The organism is Polaromonas aquatica (assembly GCF_042659145.1).
Taxonomy (GTDB): Bacteria; Pseudomonadota; Gammaproteobacteria; order Burkholderiales; family Burkholderiaceae_C; genus Polaromonas; species Polaromonas aquatica.
On sequence record NZ_JBHSRS010000018.1, the window covers coordinates 428,036 to 454,797 of the forward strand.

Here is a 26,762-nt window from a genome sequence, read left to right on the forward strand (position 1 = left end):
AAGACAAAAAAACAAGGAATGGAGACAAGATGGAACACAAGCAAATTAATCGGCGCCACGGCATGGCGCTTGTCGCGGCGGCTGGCGCTGCGCTTGCAGGTTTGCCTGCCTTCGCCCAGGACTTTCCCGCAAAGCCGGTGCGCATCATCGTCGGCCAGGCTGCCGGGGGCGGCATGGATACCCTGGCCCGGCTGATCGGGAACCGGCTGGCTGATGCGCTCAAGCAGCCTGTGGTGGTGGAAAACAAGGTGGGGGCGGGCGGCATCATCGGCACCGACTTTGTTGCCAAGTCGCCCGCCGATGGCTACACGCTGCTGATGGGCCCCATCGGCAACATGGTGTTCACGCCCATCCTCACACCCAGGCTGCGCTACGACGCGCAGAAGGACTTCACGCCTGTCGCGCTGGTCGCAACCTTCCCCCTGGTGATGCTGGTCAATTCGAAACTGCCCATCAAGACCGTGCCCGAGCTGGTGGCGTATGTGAAGGCCAATCCGGCCAAGGCCAACTATGGCGGCTCCGGCCCGGCCTTCCAGTTTGCGTCCGAGCAGTTCAAGATCAAGACGCAGACCGGCGGCGAGTTTATCCAGTACAAAAGCATGAGCGAGACCATCACCGCCCTCATCAGCGGCGACCTGTTGACCGCGTTTGTCGACCCCGGTCCGGCCGCACTGGGGCTGGCCGACGGCCGCCTGCGCGCCATCGCTGTCACATCGCCCACGCCGTTTGCGGCGCTGCCCGGCGTGCCAACCATGAGCAGCGTGGGCCTGCCCGAGTTGCAGATGCAGTTCTGGGCCGGCCTGTTTGTGCCGGCCGGTACGCCTGCCGCTGCGGTGAAGCGACTGGAGACAGAAATCAACGGCATCACCTCGCAGCCCGACATGGCGCAGCGCATGGCGGGCATCCATGTTCAACCGGCGTCCGGAAACTCCCAGGACCTGACCACGCTGCTGAATGACGACCTCGGCAAATGGCGGCAGGTTGCCCGCATCGCAAACATCAAGACCAATGAATAAAAGCAACAGCACCGCAGTTGCGGCATCGTTTTCCGACGGGCCGCCCCTAGGAAAACACGCCCCCTCGGGGGGCAGCGAACCACGCGAAGCGGGGAGCGTGGGGGCCAACAATCTTGTCATCGATTTTCACGTCCACATGCTGGAACGCAGTGTGTTTGAGGCGTCCACCAACAAGACCGTGTTCACCGGCTTTGGTGCGACACCCTCCAAAACGCCGCGGCCCGGCACCCAGAACGCGATGGAGCGCATGTTCGATCCGCTGGCCATCATCGAGGACCTGGATGCGCGCGGCATAGACATCGGCGTACTCACCGTCAGCACGGTGCTGCAGGGCACCAGTTGGGCCGACGCGCAGACCGACCTTGAACTGTGCCGCCGCTGCAATGACCAGGCCGCACGCTGGCAGGCAGACCACCCGACGCGTTTTGTCGGCAGCTTTGTGCTGCCGCTGCAGGACCCGGCCGTGGCGATGCAGGAATTTGAGCGCTGCACCGGCATGGGCCTGCGTGTGGCCAACGTGGCGTCCAGCTACAACAGCGTGTATGTTGGCGCGCCACCGTATCACGCGTTCTGGGAAGCGGTTGAAAAGCACAATATCACCGCCTGGATACATCCCGAGGGCGCGCGCGACCCGTGGTTCCAGCAGTACGCACTATGGAACTCGCTGGGCCAGTCGATTGAAGAAACCAAGTGCATGGCCTCCATGATTTACGAAGGCGTGATGACCAGGTTCCCGGCGCTGAAAGTGGTGATGGCGCATGGCGGTGGCTACTTTCCGCACTACCTGGGCCGGGTTGACCGCAACACCGCCAACCGGCCGGACACCGTGCGCAACACGGGCGGCATCAAGCCTGGCGACTTTCTGCGCTCGTTTTATTACGAGACCACGGTTTATGACCCGCTGGTGCTGCAGGCGCTGAAAGACCGCATCGGTATTGACCGGCTGGTGATGGGCAGCGACTATCCGGTAGGCGAGGCGGACCCGGTCGGCTGGCTGCGCAGTTGCGGGCTTGAAGGCAAAAACCTGGAGGCTGTCACCGGCGGCAACGCGGCGAAGCTGCTTGGACTGGAGTAGGCACACCCCTGCTGAGGCTCACTGCGTGTAGCCTCCCCTCCCCTTGCAGGGGCGCCAGCTGCGGCCCGGCTGAGCCGGTTCCGCGCTGGCACTTGTGGAGAGACATATGAAGGAGACAAGCATCGTGAACACACTTCATCACATCAATCGCCGGCAGGGTCTCTTTTGGATGGCGGCTGCCTCGGCCTTTCCCTTGCAGGCATTTGCGCAGGCCGGCGCGTACCCGCAGCGCCCGGTCAGGTTCATCGTGCCGAACGCAGCGGGCAGCAGCGTGGACACGATAGGCCGCATCGTTGCCAACCAGTTGCCGCCGCTCCTGCACCAGGCCGTGGTCGTCGACAACAAGGCCGGTGCCGCAGGGGCCATCGGCATCGAGGCCGGGCGCATGGCTGCAGCCGACGGTTACTCGCTTATCGTCGCGTCCAGCAGTGCCATCACCGTAGCGCCTTTGCTGCAAAAAGCAGTCACCTATAAACCGCTAGTCGACTTTGACTTTGTCTCTCTGATCGCGCTGTTGCCCAATGTCCTGGTGTGCACGCCCAGCCTGAACGTCAAAAGCACTGCCGAGCTGATTGCCTACGCCAGATCAAAAGGCGGCAAAACCAATATGGCGTCGGCCGGCATCGGTTCGGCAAGCCATCTCGCAGGCGTGGCGCTGCAGACGGCAGCGGGTTTCGAGTCGCTGCATGTGCCCTACAAAAGCGGCAGCGCCGGCGTGGCGTCCGTCGTGTCCGGCGAAACCGACTGGGTGCTGACGCCAGCGCCCGCAGCGCTCGGGCTGGTGGCTGCGGGCCGGCTGCGTTTGCTGGCGCACAGCATGGCGCAGGACGCGCACCCGATACCGAATGCGCCTTCCATTGCAGAGGCGGTGCCGGGTTTTGAATTTGCGGGCTGGATAGGCCTGATGGCCCCCAAAGGCCTGCCGCCGCAAGTCGCGGACACGCTGCGCAAGGCGCTGGCCACCGCGCTGCAACAGCCGACCTTGCGTGAAGCATTCGAGTCCAACGGCGCAGTGCCCAGCGCAGGCAGCGCGCAGGACTTCCGCAGCTACCTGACCCGTGACATCGAGCGCACACGCAAGGCGATCCAGGCCGGAGGCATCCAGCCGGAGTGAGTCGGCGCGCTACATTTTTAATAGCTGACTGCGCACATCCTTATTCGGCTTCGGGGCCTTTTTATACTCAAAAATCCCCAAAAAGCGGGAACCCCTGCCTAAAACCGCCTGCTCAGGAAGCGCGAGCCCGCAGCGCCAAAACGCCAGGGCACATCCGCCGCTTTTGAAATGCCTATGCGCGGGCCAACATGGACCTCGGCCGGCTCTGCACCTTCCGCCCCCAGCAGTTTGAAGGGCGGCCTGTCCAGGCGCATGCCGTTAAAACCGGCGTCCACCGCCAGCGCCTGCCCGACACGGCCGGGACCTGAGCACAGCAGGCGGATATCCTCCAGGCCGCGGCGCGCCTGCATGCGTTCAATGCCGGCCGTCGGCTCGATGGCACGAATCAGCACCCCGGCACCATGGCCCTCCTCACGGCACACAAGGTTCAGGCACCAGTGAATGCCGTAAGAGCGGTAAACATAGACCCGCCCGGGTGGGCCGAACATTGCAGCATTGCGCAAGGTCGGCCCGCCGAAGGTGTGCGAGGCCGGGTCGCCCTGGTCATAGGCTTCGGTCTCCACGATGCGGCCGCCCACCCCATCGATCAGCAGCGTCACGCCAATCAGCGCGCGGGCGACGATGTCGGAAGAAGCGGAGAAATCGAGCGGCAGTGCGGGCATGACGATCAAGAATAACCAGCTTTGGTGCGAGCTTGCAATGGCATCATTTCGCTACATATTTGATAGCTGGCTGCGCAATGCCTGCGGCGGCCCAGGGCCTTATTTCCTATAAATGAACGTTAAAACCCGGCTTCAGCCCCATCAGCGCACACTGGGCCTTGAACAGCGCGCTCGCCGGCTCTGCCCATTCCAGCACGGCGTCAAAGTGGTGCCGCCCGGCCAGCGCAAAGAACTCCGCGTGTTTGCCCTGCGCCGCCCACCAGTCGGCCACCTCGCGGCTCTGGCGCAAGTAATCTTCGGTTTCATTGCCGCCCACCGCCACCAGCAACGGGCAGTTGGCCACCGCGCCGCGCCGCAGCAGGGACACCTCGGCCACGACCTCCGGCGTGAGGCCCAGCTTTTCATTGCGAAACGACAGGCGCACCGGCTCCAGGTCGCCCAGCCCGCTCATGAAGGCCGCGCTTTTCACCAGGTCGGCAGGCGCATTGAATTCGCGCTGCCAGTCGGTCATCAGCAACTGGCCCACCAGGTTGGCGCCGGACGAATGCCCGGCAATGTGGATGCGCTGCGGGTCGCCGCCGTGGGCTGCGACGTTCTGCCACAACCAGTGCATGGCGCGCCTGACCTGCGCGCCCATGGCGGGCAGGGTCGTGGCCGGCACCAGGCTGAAGTCAAGCGCAACAAACATCGCACCGGCCTGCACGAAAGCCGGCGCGGCAAACCCGCTGTCTTCTTTCGACAATGCGCGCCAGTCACCGCCGTGCAGGTACACCAGCACCGGCGCGTTGCGGCCAGTCCCAGGATAGGCAGGATAGATGTCCAGCCGTTCATCCGCGTCCGGGCCGTAGGCGATGTTTTCGGTGCAGGCAAGCGCCGCCTTGGCCTGGACGGTGCGCTCTGCATACTCGCGCAGGTACACCGTCACATCGGGCACGGTGCCGCGGCTGTTGTACTGGCGGTCCAGCGCGGCCTGGTCGTAGCCGCGCCAGAGCATGGTTACGCTCATGGCTATTCGACCTTGGCGCCGGAGATCTTCACGGCGCGTGCGTTGCGCACGCTGTCGGCCACCAGGAAGGCGGCAAACTCTTCCGGCGTGCTGGCCACCAGGTCGTAAGACTTGGCGACGATTTCCTTCTGCACGAACTCCGGGTCTTTCAGGATGCGCGTGACCTCGGCGTGCAGCTTCATCACGACGTCACGCGGCGTGCCGGCTGGTGCAAACAGGCCAAACCAGGCATTCGACGGCACATCCGGAAAACCCGATTCGGTGAAGGTGGGCACATCGGGCAGCAGGGCCATGCGCTGCTTGCCGCCCACGGCCAGTGCCTTGAGCTTGCCGGCCTTGATAAAGGCCTGCGATGAGGCCGCGCCGGAGAACGTCAGTTGCACCTCACCGGCCAGCGCTGCTGGCACGGCCTGCGGAATGCCCTTGTAGGGCACATGCACGATGTCTATGCCGGCCTGGGCTTTCAGCGTCTCCATCGCCAGGTGCGGCTGGCTGCCGCTGCCGTAGGAGGCGTAGTTGAGCTTGCCCGGATTGGCTTTTGCGTAGGCAATCAACTCCTTGAGGTTGTTCGCGGGCACGGCCGGATTGGCCAGCAGCAGCTGGTTGAGCACCACCAGCTGCGTGATGGGCGCAAAGTCCTTTACCGGGTCATAAGGCAGCCTGGCGTAGAGGTGCTGGTTGATGGTCAGCGTGGAGTCGGTGGTGACCATCAGCGTGTAGCCGTCGGCCGGGGCTCTCGCCACAAATTCAGCCGCCACCAGCGTGCCGGCGCCGGGTTTGTTGTCCACCAGCACCGGCTGGCCCAGGCTGCGGCCCAGGCGCTCGCCGATCACACGCGAGAGCACGTCGATGCCGCCACCGGCCGGGTAGGGCACCACGATGCGTATAGGTTTGTTGGGGTAGTTTTGCGCCAGCGCGGCGGGCGCGGCGCCCATGGCGGTGCAGGCCAGCAGCAGCGCTGCCAGGGAAGTCTTGAACACGGTCATGCGGTCGCTCCAGAAAAAGAACCGGCTGTCACACCTTTGATCCGACAGCCTGATACTTTGCCAGCCTGACTCGGTAACACTCCCCTCTCGCGATTTGATTATTACTGATTTGTTTGCGGGCACTGCCGGCGACTCAGGCCATGTCAAACAGCCCCGGCCTGCAGCGGGCGCCTGAACAGGCGGTACACCAGCTCGCGCATCCACTGGTGCGCCGGGTCCTTGTCGGTGCTGCTGTGCCAGACCAGGCGAACCTCATAAGCCGGCGCACCCGGAATGCCCCAGACCCTGAAGTCGTAGCGCTGACGCAGGTTGCGGGCATACATTTCCGGCACGATGGACAGCAGGTCCGAGGTCAGCGCCAGTTCGGGCAAGGCGCCGAAGTGGCGTGCGCGGAGCACGATGCGGTCTTCGAGTTTCATGCGCACCAGCATTTCCTCCACGCTGGTGTGAAAGGTCGCCGTCGGTGATGCGACCACAAAGGCCGCATCGGCAAGTTGCTGCGCCGTCAGCGTACGGCCGCTGCGGCCCGATGCCGGGCGCCAATGCGGCGAGGCCACGGCCACATAGTTTTCACGAAACAGCATCTCCGTCCTTATGCCGCGGTGGCGCGGCTGCAGAATGCCTATCGCCAGGTCAATTTCACGCGCCTCCAGCGCAGCCGCCACATCGGTTGCCGCCACCGAGACATTGGACAGTCGCGCACCCGGCGCCTCGCTGCGCAGCGCACCCGCCAGCCCCGGCAGGAACAGCATCTCCCCGAGGTCCGACAGGGACAGGCGCCAGTGCATGCCGCTGGCTGCGGGCTCGAAATCCTCATGGCCCGTCACCACCGTTTCCAGCGCCAGCAATTGCGCCAGCACAGCCGGCGCCAGCTGTTCGCACAGGCGTGTGGGCTTCAGGCCCGAGGGTGCGCGCACAAAAAGCTCGTCCTCAAAAAAATCCCGCAGGCGCGAAAGGGCATTGCTGGTGGCTGGTTGCGACAGCGACAAGGCCTTGCCGGCCCGGGTCACCGAGCCGGTGCGGTGAATCGCCGCCAGCACGCGCAAAAGGTTGAGGTCAAGCTGGCGGAAGTTCATGTGCTCGTCTCCATCAATGGTTTCTCCATGCGGAAATGCTTCTCAGGGTTTCACCGAATTATTCACCAAATGGATGTGCTCCATCCAAACAATCCATTTGCCGGATGACTCCGACCTGCGTAAATTGCCCCAAACCAGCGGGCGCACCCCATTGCCCGCCGCTACCCCACGTACAGAAAAATCGCGACCATGATTCAGCACAGAGCCCTTGTTCAGCCCCACGCCGCAGGTATGCGCCATGGCTGAACGCTCATTTACCAACGAGGTCCAGAAGCTGCGCCTGGGCGAAGGCGACGAGTTTCGCGGCGAAGGCATCCTGGCCGTCACCAAGGCCTTGCTGCAATCCGGCGTGGCCTATGTGGCCGGCTACCAGGGCGCACCGATTTCGCACCTGATGGATGTGTTGACCGACGCCAACGACATCCTGCAGGACCTTGGCGTGCATTTTGAACACAGCGCCTCTGAGGCCACCGCCACCGCCACCTTGGCCGCTTCCGTCAACTACCCGTTGCGCGGCGCGGTGACCTTCAAGTCCACCGTCGGCACCAACGTCGCCTCAGACGCGCTGGCCAACCTGGCATCCGGCGGCGTGACCGGCGGCGCCATGCTGATCGTCGGCGAAGACTACGGCGAAGGCTCCAGCATCATGCAGGAGCGCTCGCACGCGTTTGCGATGAAGTCCCAGGTCTGGCTGATAGACCCCCGCCCCAACCTGGAAAGCATTGTGCGTGCCGTCGAGATGGGCTTTGAGCTGTCCGAAGCCAGCCGCACGCCGGTGATGCTGGAGCTGCGCATACGCGCCTGCCATGTACACGGGCGTTTTGCCACCAAGGCCAACAAGCGCCCCAGCTTCACGCTGAAAGACGCGATTGAAAACCCGCAACGTGATGCCAGCCGCATCGTGCTGCCGCCGGCCACCTATACGCAGGAGCAGGAGAAGATCACCGAGCGCTGGCCTGCTGCGGTGAAGTTCATCCAGCAGCACCAGATCAACGAATTTTTCGCAGCCGATGCCAAAGACTTCGGCATCGTCATGCAGGGCGGCCTCTACAACAGCGTCCTGCGCTCGCTGGAACTGCTGGGCCTGGCCGATGCTTTTGGCGAATCCAAGGTGCCGCTGTATGTGCTCAACATCACCTACCCGCTGATAGACGACGAGTTCAAGCGCTTTTGCGCCGGCAAACGCGGCATCCTGCTGGTGGAGGAAGGCCAGCCCGACTTCATAGAGCAGAACGTCAACTCCATGCTGCGCAAGGCAGACATACAGACCAAAGTACACGGCAAGGATGTGCTGCCCATGGTGGGCGAGTACACCGGCGGCGTGGTGCTCAAGGGCGTGGCGCGCTTTCTTGAAATCTACGCACCCGAGCTGCTGCAGGACCGCGAGCTGCCGCTGGCGGCGCGGCCCGCTTCCAGCGGCCTGGCCGTGCTGGACGGCAACCCCAAGGCATTTGCCATCAAGGCCGCGTCGGACGAAGTGCAGGGCCGGCCGCCCTCGTTTTGCACCGGCTGCCCCGAGCGCCCCATCTTCACCGCGATGAAACTGATTGAACGCGAGCTGGGCCAGCACCATGTGAGCTGCGACATCGGCTGCCACCTGTTTTCCATACTGCCGCCCTTCAACATAGGTGCCACCACCATGGGCTACGGCCTGGGCTGGGCCGGCGCCTCGGCCTTCAACACCACGGAGACCTCGAAACGCACGATCTCCATGATGGGCGACGGCGGCTTCTGGCACAACGGCCTGACCAGCGGTGTCGGCAATGCGGTGTTCAACCAGAGCGACAACGTCCTGATGGTGGTGGACAACGGCTACTCGGCAGCGACCGGCGGGCAGGACGTGCTCTCGTCCAAAGCCATCAGCCCGATACGCAGCACCAACAACCCGATCGAGAAAGCCGTGCGCGGCGTGGGCGTGAAGTGGACCAGGACGGTCACCAACACCTACAGCCTGACGCAGATGCGCGACGTGCTGCGCGAAGCACTGACCACAAAAGAAAAAGGCCCCAAGGTCATCATTGCGCAAAGCGAATGCCAGCTCAATCGCCAGCGCCGCATCAAACCGCAAATCCGCAAGAAGATTGCCGGCGGCGAGCGTGTGGTGCGCGAGCGCTTCGGCATAGACCCCGATACCTGCACCGGCGACCACTCGTGCATACGCCTGTCGGGCTGCCCCTCGCTGACCATCAAGCCCAATCCCGACCCGCTGCGGCGCGACCCGATTGCGACCGTGATAGACAGCTGCGTAGGCTGCGGCCTGTGCGGTGAAGTGGCACATGCCGCCGTGCTGTGCCCTTCGTTTTACCGTGCCGAGATCATCAACAACCCGACGGCCTGGGACCGCTTCAAGTTGCGCCTGCGTACAAGCGTGATCGGTTGGCTGCAAAACCGCATCGAGCGTCGGCTGGAAGGGATTGCGGCATGAACACTTCACATTCGATAACGATCGCTATCCTTGCCATGGGCGGCGAAGGCGGCGGTGTATTGGCCGACTGGCTGGTCGACCTGGCCGAACAGAACGGTTATTTCGCGCAGACCACTTCGGTGCCCGGCGTGGCACAACGCACAGGCGCCACGGTGTACTACCTGGAGATGTTCCCCGAGGCAGGCGCGCCCCCGGGCCGCCTGCCCATCATGGCACTGAGCCCGGTGCCGGGCGAAGTCGACATCGTGATTGCGTCGGAGCTGATGGAAGCCGGCCGCGCATTGCAGCGCGGTCTGGTCACCGCCGACCGCACCACCTTTATTGCATCAACCCACCGGGTGTATTCGATGACCGAACGCACCGCCATGGGCGACGGCCGCGTCGACTCCGACAAACTGCTCGAAGGCGGCCGCGCTGCCGCAAAACAGTTTGTCAGCGCCGACTTTGCCCAACTGGCCGAAGACACCGGCAGCCTGATCGCCCCCGCCCTGTATGGCGCATTGGCCGCCACCGGCCGCCTGCCCTTTACCCGTGCCCAGTTTGAGGACACCATCACACGCGGCGGTGTGGGCGTGAAGTCCAGCCTGAAAGCGTTTGTCGCAGGCTTTGAAGTCGCGCAGCAAACACCGGCACCGGCGCTGGTTGCTGCGCCGGTAACACCCATGCCAGCGGTGGGTGCCCGTCTGGCGGCGCTGGCCCAGCGTATTCAACAAGACTTTCCGCCGGCCAACCACGCCACGCTGGCAGCCGGCATCACACGTGCGGCCGACTACCAGGACGTGGCATATGCCGCCAGCTACCTGGACCGCCTGCAGCCGCTGCTGGCCAGCCTGCCGGCAGACCCCAAGCTTGCCGCAGAACTGATGGACGACACCGCACGGCACCTCGCGCTGTGGATGTCGTATGAAGACACTGTGCGTGTGGCCGACCTCAAGACACGTCGTTCACGTTTTGAGCGCGTGGGTGGCGAGGTCAAACTGAGCCAGGCCCAACACCTGGGCATCAATGAATATTTGCATCCGCGTGTGGAAGAAATTGCCGACACCTTGCCCGCCGGACTGGGCCGCTGGCTGCTTGCCACGCCCTGGGCATGCGCCTGCGTCGAGCCCTTCACGCGCAAGGGCCGTACCGTGCAGACCAGTTCAATACGCGGTTATTTGCTGCTCTACATCATTGCCGCCATGCGCCCATTGCGCCCACGCTCGCTGCGTTTCCAGGTCGAACACCAGCGCATCGCCGACTGGCTGGCCACCATCACACGGCTGGCCCCCACACAACCGGCGCTTGCGCTGGAGGTGGCGCGCTCGCAGCGGCTGGTCAAAGGTTATGGCGACACCCATGCACGCGGCTGGCGCAGCTACCAGCGTGTCATGGCCAAGCTGCCGCAACTGCAAACCATGCCGCAAGGCGCGCAGCAGTTGCATGCACTGAGCCAGGCCGCGCTTGCCGATGACAGCGGCAAGGCGCTGGAACAAATGCTGGCGGCTACCGTGTAAATCAACAAGCCACCGCACGAAGTGGTAGTAGCCCGCATTGACGGGATTTTGTGCAAACCGGATCATTGATACCCAACTAAAAACAGGAGACAAACACAATGAAGATCACGTCCTTCAAACCCGCCCGCACCGCCGCAGCATTGCTGCTGGCCGCCAGCTTTTCTGCCGGTGCACTCGCGCAGGAAGTCACGCTGCGACTCGTCAGCGCCTTCCCTGAAAACGGCATCTACGTGCAGCGCCTGCTGCCCTGGATTCAAAAGGTCAACACCGAAGGCAAGGGTGTCCTGCAAATCAATTTCCTGGGTGGCCCCAAGGCCATACCAACCTTTGAGGCCGGCAATGCGGTGAAGACCGGTGTGGTCGACATGGCCATGAACACCGGTGCGTTTTACACCAACGTCATGCCCGAGGCAGACTTCCTCAAGCTCACACAAATCCCCGTTGCCGAGCAGCGCAAGAACGGTGCGTTTGATGCGATCAACAAGGTCTGGAACGAAAAGGGCAACACGCAGTACCTGGCGCGCATGGTGGAGAACCAGCCCTTTCACATCTATACCAACAAGAAGATCGACAAACCCGACCTGACCGGCCAGAAGATCCGCATCTCGCCGGTGTACCGTGACTTCTTCCAGGCACTGAATGCCAGCGTGGTCACCACGCCGCCGGGCGAGGTCTACACCGCACTGGAGCGTGGCGTGGTCGATGGTTATGGCTGGCCGATTGGCGGCATCTTCGATTTGAACTGGAACGAAAAAACCAAGTTCCGCGTGGACCCCGGTTTTTACGACGCCGAAGTTTCGTTGACCATGAATTTGCCGGCCTACAAAAAACTCACGGATGCGCAGCGCAACTACCTGCAGAAACAATTGCTGGCGCTGGAAGCACAAAACATTTTCTGGACCCAGTACGGCAAGGAAGAAACCGCACGCCAGGAAAAAGCCGGCATCCAGACCATCAAGTTTGATGCCGCTGCGACCAAGGCTTTTTACGACAAGGCCTATGAAGTGGGCTGGGCCGGTGCCGCCAAACAAAGCCCCGAAGTGGCTGCGCGTTTCAAAGCACTCTTTTCCAAATAAGCCCTTGGGGCTAGGGCCTGTTAACACTATGTTTGCGAGTGCGAACGCGGTGAAAACATAGTGTTAACAGGCCCTAATTCAGGAACACACCAAGTGATAGACCGGATCTCGCTTTTTTACGGCCGTTTTCTGGAGCGCCTGGCCCTGTTCGGCTGCGCCATCCTGATGGCCATGATGATGCTCATTGTGGTTGACGTGGCGCTGCGCAACCTGGCCGTTCGGGGCCTGCCAACAGGCCTGGCCTGGAGCACCGAAATCTCCGAGCTGATGCTTTACCTCATCACCATGTGTGTCGCGCCCTGGCTGCTGCGCCAGGGCCAGCACATACGGGTCGACATCATGCTGCAGGCGATCCCGCGCCGGCTCGCCTGGCACCTGGAATGGGTGGGCGACGTGATCGGTTTTGCCTGCTGCATCGTGATTGCCTGGTTCGGCACGCAGGCCGCCTGGTCCAGCTACCTGTCGGGCGCCGTCAACATCAAGACCCTGGTCACGCCCGAGTGGTGGGCGCTGGCGCCCCTGCCTTTTATTTTTGTCCTGCTTGGAATTGAAATGATCTTTCGCATGATTCGCCTGCAACGCGGCGAGCGCGGCCCGCGCAACGACGCGGTGAGCGCAGCATGAGCCCGCAGGGCCGCCCCAAGGGCGAATTTCCCGCTAAGGCGGCAGCGCGTAGCGCAAGGGTGCTGTCATGAGCGCCTGGGGCATAGCCGCCTGGCTGATGCTGGGCGGCTCCACCGTACTGCTGTTTATTGGCATGCCGGTGGCATTGACATTCATCGCCATCAACATCATCGGTGCCTGGCTGTACATGGGCGGCGAGCCCGGGCTGATGCAGCTGGCGCGCAGCAGCGTGAGTTCGGTCACGGCTTTTTCGCTCACGCCGATTCCGCTGTTTGTGCTGATGGGCGAGATCCTTTTTCACACTGGCCTTGCGCTGAAAGTGATTGAAGGCGTGGAGCGCCTGATCAAACATGTGCCCGGCCGCCTGGCCGTGGTGGCCGTGGTTGCAGGCACCGTGTTCTCGGCCATCTCGGGCTCGACGATTGCCACCACCGCCATGCTGGGTTCGCTGATGCTGCCGGTGATGCTGGCGCGCGGCTACCACCCGACGATTGCCGCCGGCCCCATCATGGCCATTGGCGCAGTGGACATGCTGATTCCGCCCTCGGCGCTCACCGTGCTGCTGGGTTCGCTGTCGGGCATCTCGATTTCCAAGCTGCTGATAGGCGGCGTGGTGCCGGGCGTGATTTTGTCCATCGCCTTTGTGGCGTGGATTGTGATTCGCGTCAGCATCAGCCCGCAGCTCGCGCCCATAGACCAGGACGATTCGGCGCAGCACCGCGGCTGGGCGCGCTGGAGCCTGTTTTTCGGCTATGTGCTGCCTACGCTGTCGATCTTCGGTGTGGTGGTGGGTGCGCTGGCCGCCGGCTGGGCCACACCCACCGAATGCGCCGCGCTGGGTGCCTTTGCCACCATGCTGCTGGCCCTGTGCTACCGCGCGCTGACCGTGGACGCCGTGCTGAAGGCGCTCAAGGGCACGGCCGGCATCTCGGGCATGATTTTGTTCATCATCCTGGGCGCCACCACCTTTGCGCAAATCCTCTCGTTCTCGGGTGCCAGCAACGGCCTGGTGCAGTTCATCACCGGCCAGGGCCTGTCGACCAACATGATTGTGGTGGGCATGATGCTGATGCTGATCTTCCTGGGCATCTTTGTCGACCAGGTCAGCATGATGATGATCACCCTGCCCATCTTCATGCCCATCGTGCAGGCGCTGGGCATAGACCCGATCTGGTTCGGCGTGATGTTTTTGATCTGCATGCAGCTGGGCCTGTTGCTGCCGCCGCACGGACTTTTGCTGATGACCATGCGCGGCGTGGCGCCGCCCTCGGTCACCATGGGCCACATCTTCATGGCCGTGGTGCCTTATGTGGCGATGAGCCTGATTTTGCTGGCTGCCGTGTTCTGGATACCGGCCATTGCCACCTGGCTGCCCCAGCTGATCGGATAGAGAGCCACCCACCGTTCAGCGTCCTCGTTACCGGAGAGCTTCCATGCAACTGGTCCGATATGCCGATACCGAACTGCAGACGCGCGGCATCAACCACCGCGTCGGCACCTTCCGCTACAAGGACCTGGGCGAGGGCGTGCCCGGCACGCCGGGCAATTTCTTTCTGCGCCTGGTGTGGTCGCAGACGGATTTTTTCTCGCCGCGCCACCTGCACAACTTCGACCAGGTGCGGGTGCAGATTCAGGGCGAGTTTGACTTTGCAACCGACGGCGTGATGAAGCCCGGCGCGGTGGCCTATTTCCCCGAGGGCACGCCCTATGGCCCGCAAACCTCACAGGACGAAACCATACAGCTGGTGCTGCAGATAGGCGGGCCCAGCGGCGCCGGTTATATGTCGGAGGCGCAGCGCGTGGCCGCGGTGGATGCCCTTGCCAAAGTCGGCCGCTTCAGTGAAGGCCGCTACTTCGCACCCGGCGACACCGGCAGCACGGGCATGGACAGCCTGCAGGCCGCCTGGGAATACGCGCAGGGCCGCAAGATGGTCTACCCGCCGCAGCGCTTCCAGAAGCCCGTGCTGATGAACCCCGAAGCACTGGCGTGGCAGGCCGGCTGCCGGGGTATAGAGCGGCGCCAGGTCTGGGACTTCGGCAGCCAGACCGTTGCAGTGGCCCAGTACCGGCTTGCAGCCGCAGCCACGCTTGAGCTTGAAGGCCCCTTGTCCTGCTTTGTCGAACAGGGCGCAGGCCAGGTGCAGGCCGGCGGCGCAACAGGGCAGCACAAAACATTCGAACCTTTTGATGTCGTGCACCTGAAAGAAGGCGAGACCGTAACGCTGACACCACAGGAGCCGGCGAAGCTGCTGGTGTTTGCACACCCGGTATTTGAAACCAGTCCATAAGGCAAAAAGCCCGCAACCCCGCTCCCCCGTCCAGCGAACCACCATTCCAGAAACAGGAGACAAGCATGCGTTTAGCCCATTCCGAAACCACTCCCTGGGGCCCTGTGCGTTCCACGCGCGGCGGCGTCATCAAGTTCAAGACCCTGCTCGAGGGCCGGGAAGGCTCGCCCGCCAACTACCAGCTGCTGCTGGCCGACACCGACCCGAGTTTCCAGTCACCACGGCACCGGCACAACTTTGACCAGGTGCGTTTTGCACTCGACGGCTCGACCAACATCGGCCCCAAACGCAACCTCGAACCCGGCGACCTCGCCTACTTTCCCGAGGGCACGTTTTACGGCCCGCAAAACCAGGAAGAAGTCGGCAAGCCCAGCCTGACCATGGTGATCCAGTTCGGCGGCCCCTCGGGCAACGGCTACATGAGCATGGGCCAGCACGATACAAACGCCCAGGCGCTGAAGGCCCACGGCGACTTTGAAGGCGGCATCTACAAACGCCACAGCCCCGCCGCCGACGGCCGCAAAAACCAGGATGCCTACGAAGCCATCTGGGAGCACCACAGCGGCCGGCCGATTGAATACCAGAAGCCGCGTTTTATGGACGCCATCCACTTTCGCGAACCCAACTTTGAATGGCAGGCACTTGCAGGCAACCCCGGCGTGGCGGCCAAGGACATCGGCAGCTTCACCGAAAGGGGCGTGAAGGTCTATTTTGTGCAGCTGCAGCCTGGCGCCAGCTACACGCTGCCCGCACAACCGCAGCAGCAGTTGCTTTTTGTACGCAGCGGCACCGGCCGGTTCGGCAACGGCAGCAGTGATGGTGACAGCTGGTATGCACACACCGCCGTGGACCTCGGCCCCGGCGAATCCGCAGCCATGACGGCCACCACGCTGACCGAAGCGATGGTGCTGCTGTTCCCGCGCTTCTGATCCGAAAGACTGCCATGCACAAGAATTCAACGCAAGGTTTTATCCCGCGCCGCAGCGCGCTGGCTTCGCTCGCCGCACTGGCCTGTCTTGGCAGCGCAGCCTTTGACGCCACAGCGCAGGCCTACCCCAGCAAGCCGGTGCAGATCGTCGTTGCGGCAACGCCCGGCGGCGGTACCGATGCGATTGGCCGCGTGCTGGGCGACGTGCTCGCCGCAGCGCTCAAGCAGCCCTTTGTCGTGCAAAACAAGGCCGGCGCCAGCGGCACCATCGCTTCGGAAATGGTGGCCCGCGCACCGGCCGACGGCTACACGCTGATGGTGCTGCAGAACGGCCACACCACCAACCCGGCCACCTTCAAGAAGCTGCCCTACGACACCTTCACCGACTTCACGCCGATCGCGACGCTGGGCCGCTCGCCGCTGGTGCTGGTGTCGTCGTCCGTCACCAACGTCAAGACCTTCAAGGACCTGACCGACGCCGGCAAGAAAACGCCGGACAGCCTGTCCTTCGGCTCGGCGGAAACCTCAACCCGCCTGGCCACTGAAATGCTGGCCGGCGCCACCAGCCTGCCGATGGTCTCGGTCAGCTACAAGGGCACCGGCCCTGCCATGACCGACCTGGCGGGCGGCCATGTCAACTACAGCGTGACGACGATTGCCTCGACGCTGGCGATGAAGGGCAGCGGCAAGTTCAACTACGTCGCCGTTCTGTCGCCGCAGCGCACCCCCTTCCTGCCCGAGGTGCCAACGCTGGCCGAGCAGGGCTTTCCCAACATCGAGGCCGGCGGCTGGTGGGGCGTTGTCGGCCCCGCCAGGATGCCCAAAGCGGTGGTGCAGCAGCTCAACACCGCCATCCAGGCCGCGCTGAACACCCCCGAGGTCAAGAAGCGACTGGCCGCGCTGTCGATAGAGCCGTGGTCCGTCTCGCCGGAAGAGTTCGACAAGTTCATCCACAAGGATGTGGAACTCAACATCAGGCTCGCCAAAAAGGCCGGTATCGAGCCCGAATAAACGCGCGGACACAGGAAAACGCTATCATTTTGATAGCTGGTGGCGCGCTATTGACGGCGGCCACGGGCACTTTTCATACTGAAAACACGCCAAAACCGGCCAAAACCGGCCAAAACGGCAGCCTGACGGCTCCAGGCCCGCTCCAGGCAAGCGCTTGAAAGAAGATGCGGTTACCCTCATGTGTTTTCTTTGCAAACCTGAAGGCAGAAAGGCCCCGCCCGCACCATGTCTACCGCCACCGCCAGCCCCATCCTGAATATCAAACCCCTGGGCCACCGTTGGGAAACGCTGGACCCGTTTTTGTTCTGCGTCTACCACGACGATGCCTACCCCGAGGCCAATGCGGACATGGGCCCCAAGGCCTCGCTGGCCGGCCGCGACATGGGCCAGGACTTCAGCCGCAAGGACGGCTGGAGCATGTACCACGGCGAGACCGTGCCCGGCTTTCCCGGCCACCCGCACCGCGGCTTTGAAACCGTCACCATCGTCCGAAAGGGCCTGATCGACCACTCCGACTCGCTGGGCGCCACGGCGCGTTTTGGCCGGGGCGATGTGCAGTGGCTCACGGCCGGCAAGGGCATCGTGCATTCGGAGATGTTCCCGCTGCTGGACACGGGCAAACCCAACCCGATGGAGCTGTTCCAGATCTGGCTGAATTTGCCCGCCGCCTCAAAGATGGCGCCACCACACTTCAAGATGTTCTGGTCCGAAGACATCCCCGATACCGTTGCCAAAGACGAGCAGGGCCGCGCCACCCATATTTCAGTAGTGGCCGGCAAGCTGCAGGCCAGCGCCGCAGCCGAGCCCATCACCCCGCTGGCGCCGCCGCCCGATTCATGGGCCTCGCGCGAGCAGGCCGACCTGGCCATCTGGACGCTGCGCATGGAGCCCGGCGCCCGCTGGACCTTGCCCGCCGCCAGCCAGGGCACAAACCGCGTGCTGTATTTCTTCAAGGGCGCATCGGTCAGCGTTGCCGGCCAGGCCATCAAGGCCAACGGTGCGATCGAGCTGCGTGCCGACGCGGCAGTTGAGCTGGTCAACGGCGACACCGTCAGCGAATTCCTCGTTCTGCAGGGCAAGCCGATTGGCGAGCCTGTGGTGCAGTACGGCCCGTTTGTGATGAACAGCCAGGCCGAGATCATGCAAACCATGCAGGACTACCAGCGCACCCAGTTCGGCGGCTGGCCCTGGCCAGACCACGCGCCCACGCACGGCCGCGACCCGGCACGTTTTGCCAAACATCCGGGCGGGCATGTGGAACGCCCGCACAGCGAAGCCACAGGCAAAGAGGCCGTCAGCGGCTGAAGCAACTCACGCCGCAAGGCGTTAGCCGCGCGCGTCTTCGGCCACCAGCGACTGGTGCAGCATGGTCCCGGCCAGCGCACCATCGCCCACAGCCAGGCTGATGCTGTGCCGCATGCCAGCAGCATCGCCGGCCGCATAAACGCCCGGGACCGTGGTCTGCTTCAGGGCATCGGTCTGCACCGTCTGGCCCATGGGTGTTTCATCCATCGCACAACCCAGCATCTGCGCAAACGGGCTGGCGGGCCGCACACCACCGCCTACAAACACAGCACGCAGGGCGATGCGCCGGCCGTCCGCCAGGCCAACGTCGATGGCAGGTGCATCGCCCTCCAGCGCCGCCACGGCCACAGGCTCGACCTTCACCTTGCGCCGCGCCAGCATGGCGCGCTGCTCGTCATCAATGCTGACGGCCTTGCCTGCAAACAGCGTCACGTCGCCCCAGTCCGCCACCACCAGGGCCTGGTGGACAGACATCGCGCTCACACCCAGCACACCAATCGGCCCGCCGCCAAGTTCGTAGCCGTGGCAATACGGGCAATGCAGCACCGTGCTGCCCCAGCGCTCCTGCAGGCCCGGCACATCGGGCAAGTTGTCGGCAACACCGGTGGCCAGCAGCAGACGGCGGCCGGTGAACCAGCGCGCGCCGTCTTCAACCTCGACCACAAAATCATTGCCCTTGCGGGTTACAGCCGTGGCCTTGCATTTGAAAATCTGCGCCGTCGGGTAGGCCAGCAACTGTTTCGCAGCAGTGGCCAGTATTTCCGTTCCGGGTTTGCCGTCCTGCGCCAGCATGCCATGTGCGTGCGAGGCAAAACGGTTGCGCGGGGAACCGGCGTCAATGACCAGCACGTTTCTTCTGGCGCGCGCAATCTGCAGCGCAGCCGACAGGCCGGCAAAACTGCCGCCCACAATGATCGCGTCATACAGCATGGCCAGCTTTCTTTTGATGGTTTGCATGGTTCGCCATTCCGGCGTGGAAGTCCCTGGCCAGGTCAGCCAGGGTGACTTGCCCCAGCCGCTTGGTCAGCAGGTCTGCGGCCTGGCGCAGGCTGGCATCCAGCGCCTTGAGCACCGCCTGCTCCACCAGGCACTCGGGCACGACAGGTGTCACCAGCGCGGCACCCGGCGGCGGCTCGTCAACGGCCATGTGCACGTCAAGCAAGGTGACTGAAGCCAGGTCACGCGTCAGCACCCAGCCGCCGCCATGCCCGCGTTCGGACACCACAAAACCCGCATCACGCAAGCCGGCCATGGTGCGCCGCACCACCACCGCATGCGTGTGCAGGCACTGGGCCAGCTCCTCCGACGTCATGGGTGTGCCGCGCTCGGCCATATGCAGCAGGGCGTGCAGGGCGGCAGAAAGCCGGCCTTTTGATTTCATGTAACTTATCATGTTGCATGATTTTATGAACAGGTATTGCCCGCGCCGGCGCACGGCAAAAAACCCCGGTTTGCCTCAGGGCTATAGGCGGGCGGGCAAGAATCTGCCGCCGCCCGCCCCGCCTGCAACACCCCACTGGCAACGCGGTATTAATCGGCCTAAACTGTTTGGAGCCTGTCAACGATCCATACGGGCCAAACCGCCATCTGGCCCCGGAAGATCCATTTTTTTCCAGGAGGCTGCCATGTCCATTTCCTCAAACCTAGCCAGCTACCTCGACCAGCGCGGTGCGCGCTATGAGGTTGTCGCGCATGCGCACAGCCGCACCAGTGCGGAGACCGCCCGCAGCGCCAACGTCATGGCCTGCCACCTGGCCAAGTCGGTGATTCTTGAAGACGACGACGGCTACGTGATGGCCGTGATCCCCGCCGACAAGGCCGTGCGTGTGGGCGAGCTGGGGCGCCTGCTCCAGCGCAGGGAGTTGCGGCTGACCGACGAAAACCGCGTTGCGATGTTGTTCACAGACTGCGAGCCCGGCGCCGTGCCCTCTATCGGCATGCCCTGGGGCATTGAAACCGTAGTGGATGACGAGCTTGAAGAAAGCGAAATCGTCTACATGGAAGGCGGCGACCACGAACGCCTGCTGCGCATGTCGCACGACAACTTCCACGCCCTGATGCGCGCGCAGCCGCACGGCCAGTTCTGCAAGTACCCGACGCATTGAGGCTTGCAGGGTCGCGCTGATTCGCCTTGCCGCGTGGCTGGCGGCGGGGTGATCGCGCTCACGCAATGCTGTATCAGCGACGACTACTGGGCCAGATTTTTCACAGTGGATCTTTGAATGGCGTTGCTCCTGAAAACATAGCGCGCTGCAGGCATTCCACGCCGACCGGGAGGGTCAAACCTTATAAATTCCGGACTCTGGTTGCTAGGTAGCAATACCTACGACTACTTTTTTGATAGCTAGCTGCGCTCATATCTATTGGGCTACAGGCCTTTTTATATGAAATCAAGATCGCGACGGGCAGGCAACACGGTTCCGCACAGTCCGGCTAAACCCTGTAGCCCTGACACCTCTTTTCCCGCATGATAGTTGTTACAAAAGGTGTTGGCGGAGCGAGGACTTCTAATTGGCGACTCTTATTCCCTCCATCGGGACTTGCGTATCACGCATGACCGGTGGCGAACGGCGGCTGGCAGAGCGGCTTGAGCAAAAGCTTGATGACGACTACCTGCTTTGGTACGACGTACCGATTGGCCTCAAACATTTGCATCCCGACTTCGTGGTGATGCACCCTCGGCGTGGCCTGCTGATTCTGGAAGTGAAGGACTGGAGCACCAGCACCATTCAGCACGCCAACAAGCAAAGCTGGCAAGTCTTTATTGACGGCATGCTGAAGACACAGCCGAACCCCGCAGAACAAGCCCGGCAATATGCACATGCCGTGGTGGATGCACTCAAACGCGACCCGCAGCTTGTGCATGCCGACGGAAAATACCAAGGCGGCTTGGCGTTTCCCTGGAGTTATGGCGTCGTGTTTCCCAATATGACGCGCAAGCAATTCACGGATGGGCAGTTGGACCAGATCATTGAGCCGCATCAGGTTATTTGCAGCGATGAAATGCTGGAGAGAGTGGACGCCGAAGAACTGCAGAGCCGCTTGTGGGACATGTTCCCCTTCATGATGCGCGGCGTCATGTCACTGCCGCAACTTGACCGGGTTCGCTGGATTCTGTTTCCTGAAGTGCGCGTGCAAACAAGCGGTGTGCTGTTCGACGACAGCAATGAAGACGCCGAACTGCCCGACATCATGCGTGTGATGGACTTGCAGCAAGAGCAACTGGCTCGCAGCTTGGGCGATGGCCACCGCGTGATTCACGGCGTGGCGGGCTCGGGCAAAACCATGATTCTGGGCTACCGCGCCGAGTACCTGGCGCAGGCCAGCACCTCCAGCAGCAAACCCATCCTCATCCTGTGTTTTAACGAGCCGCTGGGCGTGAAGCTGCACAGCGTGATGGACGCCAAGGGCTTGAGCGGCACGGTGCATGTGCGGCACTTTCATAAATGGTGCTATGACCAGCTCAAATACTCGGGGCAGGCCATGCCACCCCAAGGCCCCAAGTTCTCGGAAGAGCTGGTTGACCGTGTCATCCGCGCTGTTGACCGCAAGCACATCCCCAGCAGCCAGTACCAGGCCGTGCTGATTGACGAAGGCCACGACTTCGCCCCCGAATGGCTCAAGCTCGTCACGCAGATGGTGGACCCGACCACGAACAGTCTGCTGTTGCTCTATGACGATGCTCAAAGCATTTACGAACGCAGTCGCAAGAAAAACTTCAGTTTCAAGAGCGTGGGCGTGCAGGCGCAAGGCCGCACGACCATCTTGAAGATCAACTACCGCAACACCAAACAGATTTTGCAAACCGCCAGCCTGATTGCCGCCGATCTGCTGACGGCCGATGACAAGGACGACGATGGCATTCCGCTGCTCAAACCCATTAGTTGCGGGCGTGATGGACAGACACCACTAATCATTCACTTGCCGACCTTACGCGATGAGGCCAACAAGATTGCCGAATTGCTAAGCGATGCACACAAAGAAGGTCATGCCTGGGGCGACATGGCGATAATTTGCCGGCATTACTCAGTGATGGAAGAGTGTGCGAGCGCGCTAGCTCGCAGAAAGCTGCCGTACCAGGTTCGCAAGTCTTCGGGGGATTTCAAACCGAATGTCGACACGATTAAAGTAATTACCATGCATGCGTGCAAGGGCCTTGAGTTTCCAGTGGTTGCATTAGCAGGAATTGGAAAAATGCCAGATGCCGGCGAAGACGTGAGCGAGGAAGCGAGGCTTTTTTATGTTGCCGCAACCAGAGCCACCCATAGCTTGCTGGTGACCGTTAGCGGAGTTGCGGACTTCGGGCAAAAACTGATCACAAATTACTCTTAAGCGCTGAAATTTTCACAAATAACAAACGACCATGATAAAAACTTTTGCACTCACCAACTTTAAAGTTTTCGGTAGTCAACAACGCTTCGATTTGGCTCCAATAACGTTAATTTATGGACCTAATTCTGGTGGAAAGAGTTCGATTATTCAAGCGCTTCTGTTGCTTAAACAATCCGTTCAAGCACCAATCAATCAGGGGCTGAGAGATAGGGTTCTTATCCCCAAAGGGCTGTATGTTGACCTTGGTCAGTCCAAATCGATTCATCACAAACATCTATTCGAAAATTCTATTTCTTTGGAAGTGGGATTCAAATTTTCCGCCCAAGCCGCATCAAGAATTTACCGACCGATCCTCCTCGAAAACGACGAGTTTTACACCAGCCTTCGGTTTGAACATCGCGAAGATTCAATACGCGCCAAACTTCCTGCTGTCGCCGAAATTAGATACAAAATCATCTCAAAACTTCGTACTACTTTAAGTATGTCGTTAGTGAAAGATATCAAACCCACCAGAAAAATTACCGGCGATGAGCTTGACTTAGAGGATGCAAACGAACTTAGAAACACCATAAATTTTTTCAAGTTTCATTCGTTAAGCGATATGAGGGCTTTTTCAAGCTTCTTAAACGAGCTGCCACCCACAAGAGGGGAAGAAATACAGCGAGATTATTTCGAATTGGATGATTTTCCAGACAAGGAAAAAAACCGTTTTCAAGTGGGATTTAGGCCGTCGATAAGCGGCAAGACAACATATCTCCCAACCACTGTGAGAAACCTCTCTCAAACTGATGGAAGACGCACTGAGTCTCACCTTGGAATATTGGATGGACCATCACAAGTCTTGTCTCAAATCGCGAGAGAATTCAATCTCCAATTTGAGGCTATGTCTTATCTCGGTCCATTGCGAAGTAGGCCTCGACGTCTATATGAGTTGTCTCAACAATATCAAGGATCTATTGGATCCAGTGGCGAATACGCCGTTGAGGCGCTCAAGACCGATATGAGTATGGAGTCTAGCGACGATCACAGCGTGATCGATTTCGTCAATAAGTGGCTAGAAACTTTTGAGATCCCTTACACAGTCGCGATCGACGAGATTGGCAACGAAGTACTTGGTGATCTTGCTATGTTAAAGCTTTGCGACAAAAGAACCGGACTCTGGGTTGCAGCAACGGATGTGGGATTTGGCATTGGGCAACTGCTGCCAGTCATTATTGAGGGGGCGCTTGCCGTGCGTTCAAACAATGCAAATAGACGCGAAAAAGCCATTTGTATTGAACAACCAGAAATTCATCTTCACCCCCGACTACAAGCCAACGTAGCTGACTTTCTAATCGAGACTGCTCGTACAAGCAGTTGCCAATGGATTATCGAAACTCACAGCGAGGCACTGATGCTCCGTATTCAAAAAAGAATTCGCGAAGGAACTCTTGCCGCAGAAAGCGTTTCTGTTGTTTTCGTGGAGCCGACTGGAGAGAACGGGAGTCGCATTATAAATTTGCGACTTGATAATAATGGGAATTTTATAGACGAATGGCCAGGAGGATTTTTCGAGGAAAACTTTTCTGAAATGTTTTTTTAATATGTTGATCTCCTTTTCAATTGACCCGGAAGCACTCACTGGCAGTGGTCCCGATTTATCAGCAATTGTTGCCTGCCATAGACGCGTTATCCAAGAATGGCGTAAGCACGGCATGCTTATCCATTCACACGATGCACTCAAAGGCTCTGCACTTTTCAAAACTCTAGAAAGTCTTCCACAGGAATGTAGAAAGCTTTGGCAAACGGCCATATCTACATCACGGCGGCGACCTTCATCCATTCCATGGGATGGCACGTTTCCAAACGGAGAGCTATCGGATATGACCCCTTTAGCGTCAGAGTTTATTCTTGCGCTACTGGATCCAACTCGAGCTGAAGCCGTATGCGGATTGGGGACTCATGAATCTAGTCGTTTTGAAACTTCATTAAATGGAATGGAGTTATGCAAGTTTCACTCCGTGGGTGAGTCCACCCATATTACAAAGGCCCAGGAATTAGCAGTCCGATCATTGAGCAAGGGTGATAACTGCGGCTCAGAATGGAATAGTCGCTATACAAACCATCTGAAAAATGCAGATCATGTAGTAGTGGTGGACAAATATATTCTTGCACACCATATGCGCAGGTATTCAAACAAAGAAATTTCCGGGCTAACGCGACTTTTAAATGACTGTTTCAGCAAACCGCGCGATAGACAGGTAAACGTCAAGCTTATTTGTGCAGTACAAAACAAAAGCAGGAATATAACTGCGGGTGAGCAGCGTGAAATTGAAGCATTTGTAAAAAATTTGGCGACTCGATATTCTGGTGGAGGAATCCGAAAACTTGAGTGCTACGTAGTTAAGGATTCCGATTTTTCAGCTGATGCACACGCAAGGTTCTTTCGCACAGATTATTTAGTCTTTGGTATTGACCGCGGCTTGGACAGCTTTGGCGGATATACCGCTGAGCGAGATTCAGTAGTTTGGCGAAACGACACTCTAGCCTGCTCCCACTTCTCTCAACAAGAAGTCAAACTGCAAGCAAATGCTGAATGTCACTTCAACGTCATCTGACAAACAGTAGGTGTGGTTCGTGATCATGGCTTGCGGGTCGGCGCATACGATGACTAGCTCTGATTCTTTAACCCACTGTCTGCGTTGCTTGGAACTCTCAAAACGCCGCGCGCCAGCAAACCATTGATGTAGCGCAGCGCGGTGTCTGGCGAGCATTTGCTGCTGGCTGCCCACTTGACGTTGATGCGCTTGCTTTCAAAGCCGTCCAGCACGCGGTTAAGGATCTTGGGTTACCGCGTGTGCGGAGAGCCCCACTGCGACAGTGCATCCCTTGCTCATCCAAGCCGCACCCCAACCAGCAGCACGACCCACGCCCTCCCCCCGCGGTTAGCCGCCTGTGCACCACGCGCTTTGCGCGCAGCCCCAAACCCTTTCTTGCCCGTGGCGGGCCGCGCGGGGAGCGCTGCGCCGGTTGCCACCTGCTTCCAGCCACGGCCGTGTGGCTTGCCCCCGGCCCTGCCAACGCAGCTCGGGGATGAAAGAGCTGGACTGCATGGCGTAAACGGGTGCGGTGGGTGAGGGCCGTTTGAGGTGGCCAGAGGTACGTAAAGCTACGTGCTGCGGTTCAACCGGATGGTCAGGCATCGGGCAAGGCCAGTACTATGCACCCTGTCATATTTCGCCCGATACCGGGTTTCAACAAAGGATGCAAATGTTCAGTCATGTGATGGTTGGTGTGAACGATCTGGAAGTTTCAAAAAAGTTTTACGACGCGCTGCTTGGCACCCTGGGTGTTGCGCCGGGCTTTGCCAACAAAAACCGCTATTTCTACCGTAGCCCGGGCGGGACGTTTGCCATCTCCACCCCCATCAATGGCGCGCCCGCCAACCATGGCAATGGCAGCACCATCGGGTTTACCGCGCAGTCGCCTGAGCAGGCGGATGCCTTTCACGCGGCGGGCGTGGCCCACGGCGGCACCAGCTGCGAAGAGCCGCCGGGCTTTCGTGAAGGCCCCGGCGGCATGTTGTACCTGGCCTACCTGCGCGACCCCGACGGCAACAAGCTCTGCGCGCTGCACCGTCCCGCCAAGAAGTAAGGCCGCTGGCGCACCCCGCTATTCCCCCTGCGCCATACTCCCCTGCATGCGGCCGGGCGCCTTGCCCGTGGCCGGCGCCTGAGGAAGAAGGAAAGTGCGTGAAATCTGCAAGTGATCAATGGTTCGACGAGGCGTATTACCAGCGCTACTACTTCGACAAGAAGACCAGCGTGGTGGACCCGGGGCATGTCGAGCGGCTGGGCAACTTTGTCTGCAGCTACCTCAAGTACCTGCGCGTACCCGTGACGCGGGTGCTGGACGTGGGCTGCGGCATTGGCCTGTGGCGCGAAATTGTGGCCAAACACTTTCCCGATGCGAGTTACCAGGGCGTGGAGTTCAGCGAATACCTGTGTGAACGTTTTGGCTGGGAGCGTGGTTCGGTGGTGGACTATGCATCGGCCGAGCCGTTTGACCTGGTGATCTGCCAGGCCGTGTTGTCCTACCTGAGCCCGGCGGACCTGAAGCTGGCCCTGCACAACCTGGGCAGGTTGAGCCGGGGCGCGCTGTATGTGGAGGCCGCGACGCGCGAAGACTATGAACGCGACATCATTGACGACGCGCTGGCCGACCCGCGCCTGTTTCGCCACCGGGCGGAGTTGTACCGGCGCGGCCTGCAGGAGGGCCTGATCGATCTGGGTGGCGGTGTGTGGCTGAGCCGCAAGCTTGATGTGCCGCTGTTCGAGCTTGAATGTGCGGGCAGCCGTTGAGC

General features: G+C 60.9%; 24 protein-coding genes and 1 pseudogene. 19 read left to right on the top strand and 6 right to left on the bottom strand.

Going from position 1 to position 26,762, the window contains the following annotated elements:
* The first annotated feature begins 29 nt into the window (after window positions 1-29).
* The 3 genes from ACFQND_RS10445 to ACFQND_RS10455 all read left to right on the top strand — a co-directional run bounded on the left by ACFQND_RS10445 (window position 30) and on the right by ACFQND_RS10455 (window position 3,205).
* Window positions 30-1,016, top strand: a complete 987-nt coding sequence (locus ACFQND_RS10445; protein ID WP_371437264.1) for a Bug family tripartite tricarboxylate transporter substrate binding protein — start codon at window positions 30-32, stop codon at window positions 1,014-1,016.
* Window positions 1,009-2,091 carry an amidohydrolase family protein gene (locus ACFQND_RS10450; protein WP_371437265.1) on the top strand — a complete coding sequence of 361 codons (1,083 nt, stop codon included), beginning with the start codon at window positions 1,009-1,011 and terminating at the stop codon, window positions 2,089-2,091. Before ACFQND_RS10445 ends, ACFQND_RS10450 begins: the two co-directional genes overlap by 8 nt.
* 124 nt (window positions 2,092-2,215) lie before the next feature.
* Entirely contained in the window at window positions 2,216-3,205 is a 990-nt protein-coding gene (locus ACFQND_RS10455; protein WP_371437266.1) for a Bug family tripartite tricarboxylate transporter substrate binding protein, read from the top strand.
* 98 nt (window positions 3,206-3,303) lie between these two features.
* Here ACFQND_RS10455 and ACFQND_RS10460 read toward each other — a convergent pair whose 3' ends face one another.
* The 4 genes from ACFQND_RS10460 to ACFQND_RS10475 all read right to left on the bottom strand — a co-directional run bounded on the left by ACFQND_RS10460 (window position 3,304) and on the right by ACFQND_RS10475 (window position 6,935).
* A complete protein-coding gene (locus tag ACFQND_RS10460) occupies window positions 3,304-3,867 on the bottom strand; it encodes a DNA-3-methyladenine glycosylase (RefSeq protein WP_371437387.1) in 564 nt (187 codons plus the stop codon).
* 106 nt (window positions 3,868-3,973) lie between these two features.
* On the bottom strand, window positions 3,974-4,873 hold the full coding sequence (locus ACFQND_RS10465) for an alpha/beta hydrolase (RefSeq protein ID WP_371437267.1): 900 nt from the start codon (window positions 4,871-4,873) through the stop codon (window positions 3,974-3,976).
* A 2-nt stretch (window positions 4,874-4,875) separates the two neighbouring features.
* Window positions 4,876-5,859, bottom strand: coding sequence for a Bug family tripartite tricarboxylate transporter substrate binding protein (locus ACFQND_RS10470; RefSeq protein ID WP_371437268.1), 984 nt, complete (start codon window positions 5,857-5,859; stop codon window positions 4,876-4,878).
* Between the two features lie 143 nt (window positions 5,860-6,002).
* Window positions 6,003-6,935 carry a LysR family transcriptional regulator gene (locus ACFQND_RS10475; RefSeq protein WP_371437269.1) on the bottom strand — a complete coding sequence of 311 codons (933 nt, stop codon included), beginning with the start codon at window positions 6,933-6,935 and terminating at the stop codon, window positions 6,003-6,005.
* Window positions 6,936-7,173: 238 nt separating this feature from the next.
* Between ACFQND_RS10475 and ACFQND_RS10480 the strand changes: the two genes are divergently transcribed.
* The 9 genes from ACFQND_RS10480 to ACFQND_RS10520 all read left to right on the top strand — a co-directional run bounded on the left by ACFQND_RS10480 (window position 7,174) and on the right by ACFQND_RS10520 (window position 18,088).
* Window positions 7,174-9,360, top strand: a complete 2,187-nt coding sequence (locus ACFQND_RS10480) for a thiamine pyrophosphate-dependent enzyme (RefSeq protein WP_371437270.1) — start codon at window positions 7,174-7,176, stop codon at window positions 9,358-9,360.
* Window positions 9,357-10,856, top strand: a complete 1,500-nt coding sequence (locus ACFQND_RS10485; protein ID WP_371437271.1) for an indolepyruvate oxidoreductase subunit beta family protein — start codon at window positions 9,357-9,359, stop codon at window positions 10,854-10,856. The genes ACFQND_RS10480 and ACFQND_RS10485 overlap by 4 nt, the downstream gene beginning before the upstream one ends.
* A gap of 98 nt (window positions 10,857-10,954) precedes the next feature.
* Window positions 10,955-11,932: a TRAP transporter substrate-binding protein DctP gene (dctP, locus tag ACFQND_RS10490; protein WP_371437272.1), complete on the top strand. Its 978-nt coding sequence runs from the start codon at window positions 10,955-10,957 to the stop codon at window positions 11,930-11,932.
* A 93-nt stretch (window positions 11,933-12,025) separates the two neighbouring features.
* Entirely contained in the window at window positions 12,026-12,556 is a 531-nt protein-coding gene (locus ACFQND_RS10495; protein WP_371437273.1) for a TRAP transporter small permease, read from the top strand.
* A gap of 67 nt (window positions 12,557-12,623) precedes the next feature.
* Window positions 12,624-13,946, top strand: a complete 1,323-nt coding sequence (locus tag ACFQND_RS10500) for a TRAP transporter large permease (RefSeq protein ID WP_371437274.1) — start codon at window positions 12,624-12,626, stop codon at window positions 13,944-13,946.
* 43 nt (window positions 13,947-13,989) lie between these two features.
* Window positions 13,990-14,844, top strand: coding sequence for a hypothetical protein (locus ACFQND_RS10505; protein WP_371437275.1), 855 nt, complete (start codon window positions 13,990-13,992; stop codon window positions 14,842-14,844).
* 65 nt (window positions 14,845-14,909) lie between these two features.
* Entirely contained in the window at window positions 14,910-15,773 is an 864-nt protein-coding gene (locus ACFQND_RS10510; protein ID WP_371437276.1) for a hypothetical protein, read from the top strand.
* 14 nt (window positions 15,774-15,787) lie between these two features.
* A complete protein-coding gene (locus ACFQND_RS10515; protein WP_371437277.1) occupies window positions 15,788-16,783 on the top strand; it encodes a Bug family tripartite tricarboxylate transporter substrate binding protein in 996 nt (331 codons plus the stop codon).
* A 225-nt stretch (window positions 16,784-17,008) separates the two neighbouring features.
* Window positions 17,009-18,088: a pirin family protein gene (locus ACFQND_RS10520; protein WP_371437278.1), complete on the top strand. Its 1,080-nt coding sequence runs from the start codon at window positions 17,009-17,011 to the stop codon at window positions 18,086-18,088.
* 21 nt (window positions 18,089-18,109) lie between these two features.
* Here ACFQND_RS10520 and ACFQND_RS10525 read toward each other — a convergent pair whose 3' ends face one another.
* Both ACFQND_RS10525 and ACFQND_RS10530 read right to left on the bottom strand, forming a co-directional pair.
* Window positions 18,110-19,045 (bottom strand): NAD(P)/FAD-dependent oxidoreductase, encoded by a 936-nt coding sequence (locus ACFQND_RS10525; RefSeq protein WP_371437279.1) that lies wholly within the window; start codon window positions 19,043-19,045, stop codon window positions 18,110-18,112.
* A complete protein-coding gene (locus tag ACFQND_RS10530; protein ID WP_371437280.1) occupies window positions 19,008-19,469 on the bottom strand; it encodes an Rrf2 family transcriptional regulator in 462 nt (153 codons plus the stop codon). The genes ACFQND_RS10525 and ACFQND_RS10530 overlap by 38 nt, the downstream gene beginning before the upstream one ends.
* 244 nt (window positions 19,470-19,713) lie before the next feature.
* Between ACFQND_RS10530 and ACFQND_RS10535 the strand changes: the two genes are divergently transcribed.
* The 7 genes and pseudogenes from ACFQND_RS10535 to ACFQND_RS10565 all read left to right on the top strand — a co-directional run bounded on the left by ACFQND_RS10535 (window position 19,714) and on the right by ACFQND_RS10565 (window position 26,760).
* Entirely contained in the window at window positions 19,714-20,193 is a 480-nt protein-coding gene (locus ACFQND_RS10535; RefSeq protein ID WP_371437281.1) for an aminoacyl-tRNA deacylase, read from the top strand.
* Window positions 20,194-20,641: 448 nt separating this feature from the next.
* The gene (locus ACFQND_RS10540; RefSeq protein ID WP_371437388.1) at window positions 20,642-22,420 is read left to right on the top strand and encodes a DEAD/DEAH box helicase; all 1,779 of its coding nucleotides are present in this window, start codon (window positions 20,642-20,644) and stop codon (window positions 22,418-22,420) included.
* 31 nt (window positions 22,421-22,451) lie between these two features.
* Window positions 22,452-24,002 (top strand): AAA family ATPase, encoded by a 1,551-nt coding sequence (locus tag ACFQND_RS10545; RefSeq protein ID WP_371437282.1) that lies wholly within the window; start codon window positions 22,452-22,454, stop codon window positions 24,000-24,002.
* Window position 24,003: 1 nt separating this feature from the next.
* Window positions 24,004-25,017 (top strand): hypothetical protein, encoded by a 1,014-nt coding sequence (locus tag ACFQND_RS10550; protein WP_371437283.1) that lies wholly within the window; start codon window positions 24,004-24,006, stop codon window positions 25,015-25,017.
* A gap of 266 nt (window positions 25,018-25,283) precedes the next feature.
* Window positions 25,284-25,491, top strand: a pseudogene (locus ACFQND_RS10555) (tRNA-uridine aminocarboxypropyltransferase); the annotation flags it as partial.
* Between the two features lie 178 nt (window positions 25,492-25,669).
* A complete protein-coding gene (locus tag ACFQND_RS10560) occupies window positions 25,670-26,053 on the top strand; it encodes a VOC family protein (protein ID WP_371437284.1) in 384 nt (127 codons plus the stop codon).
* A gap of 98 nt (window positions 26,054-26,151) precedes the next feature.
* A complete protein-coding gene (locus tag ACFQND_RS10565; RefSeq protein ID WP_371437285.1) occupies window positions 26,152-26,760 on the top strand; it encodes a class I SAM-dependent methyltransferase in 609 nt (202 codons plus the stop codon).
* Window positions 26,761-26,762: the final 2 nt, after the last annotated feature.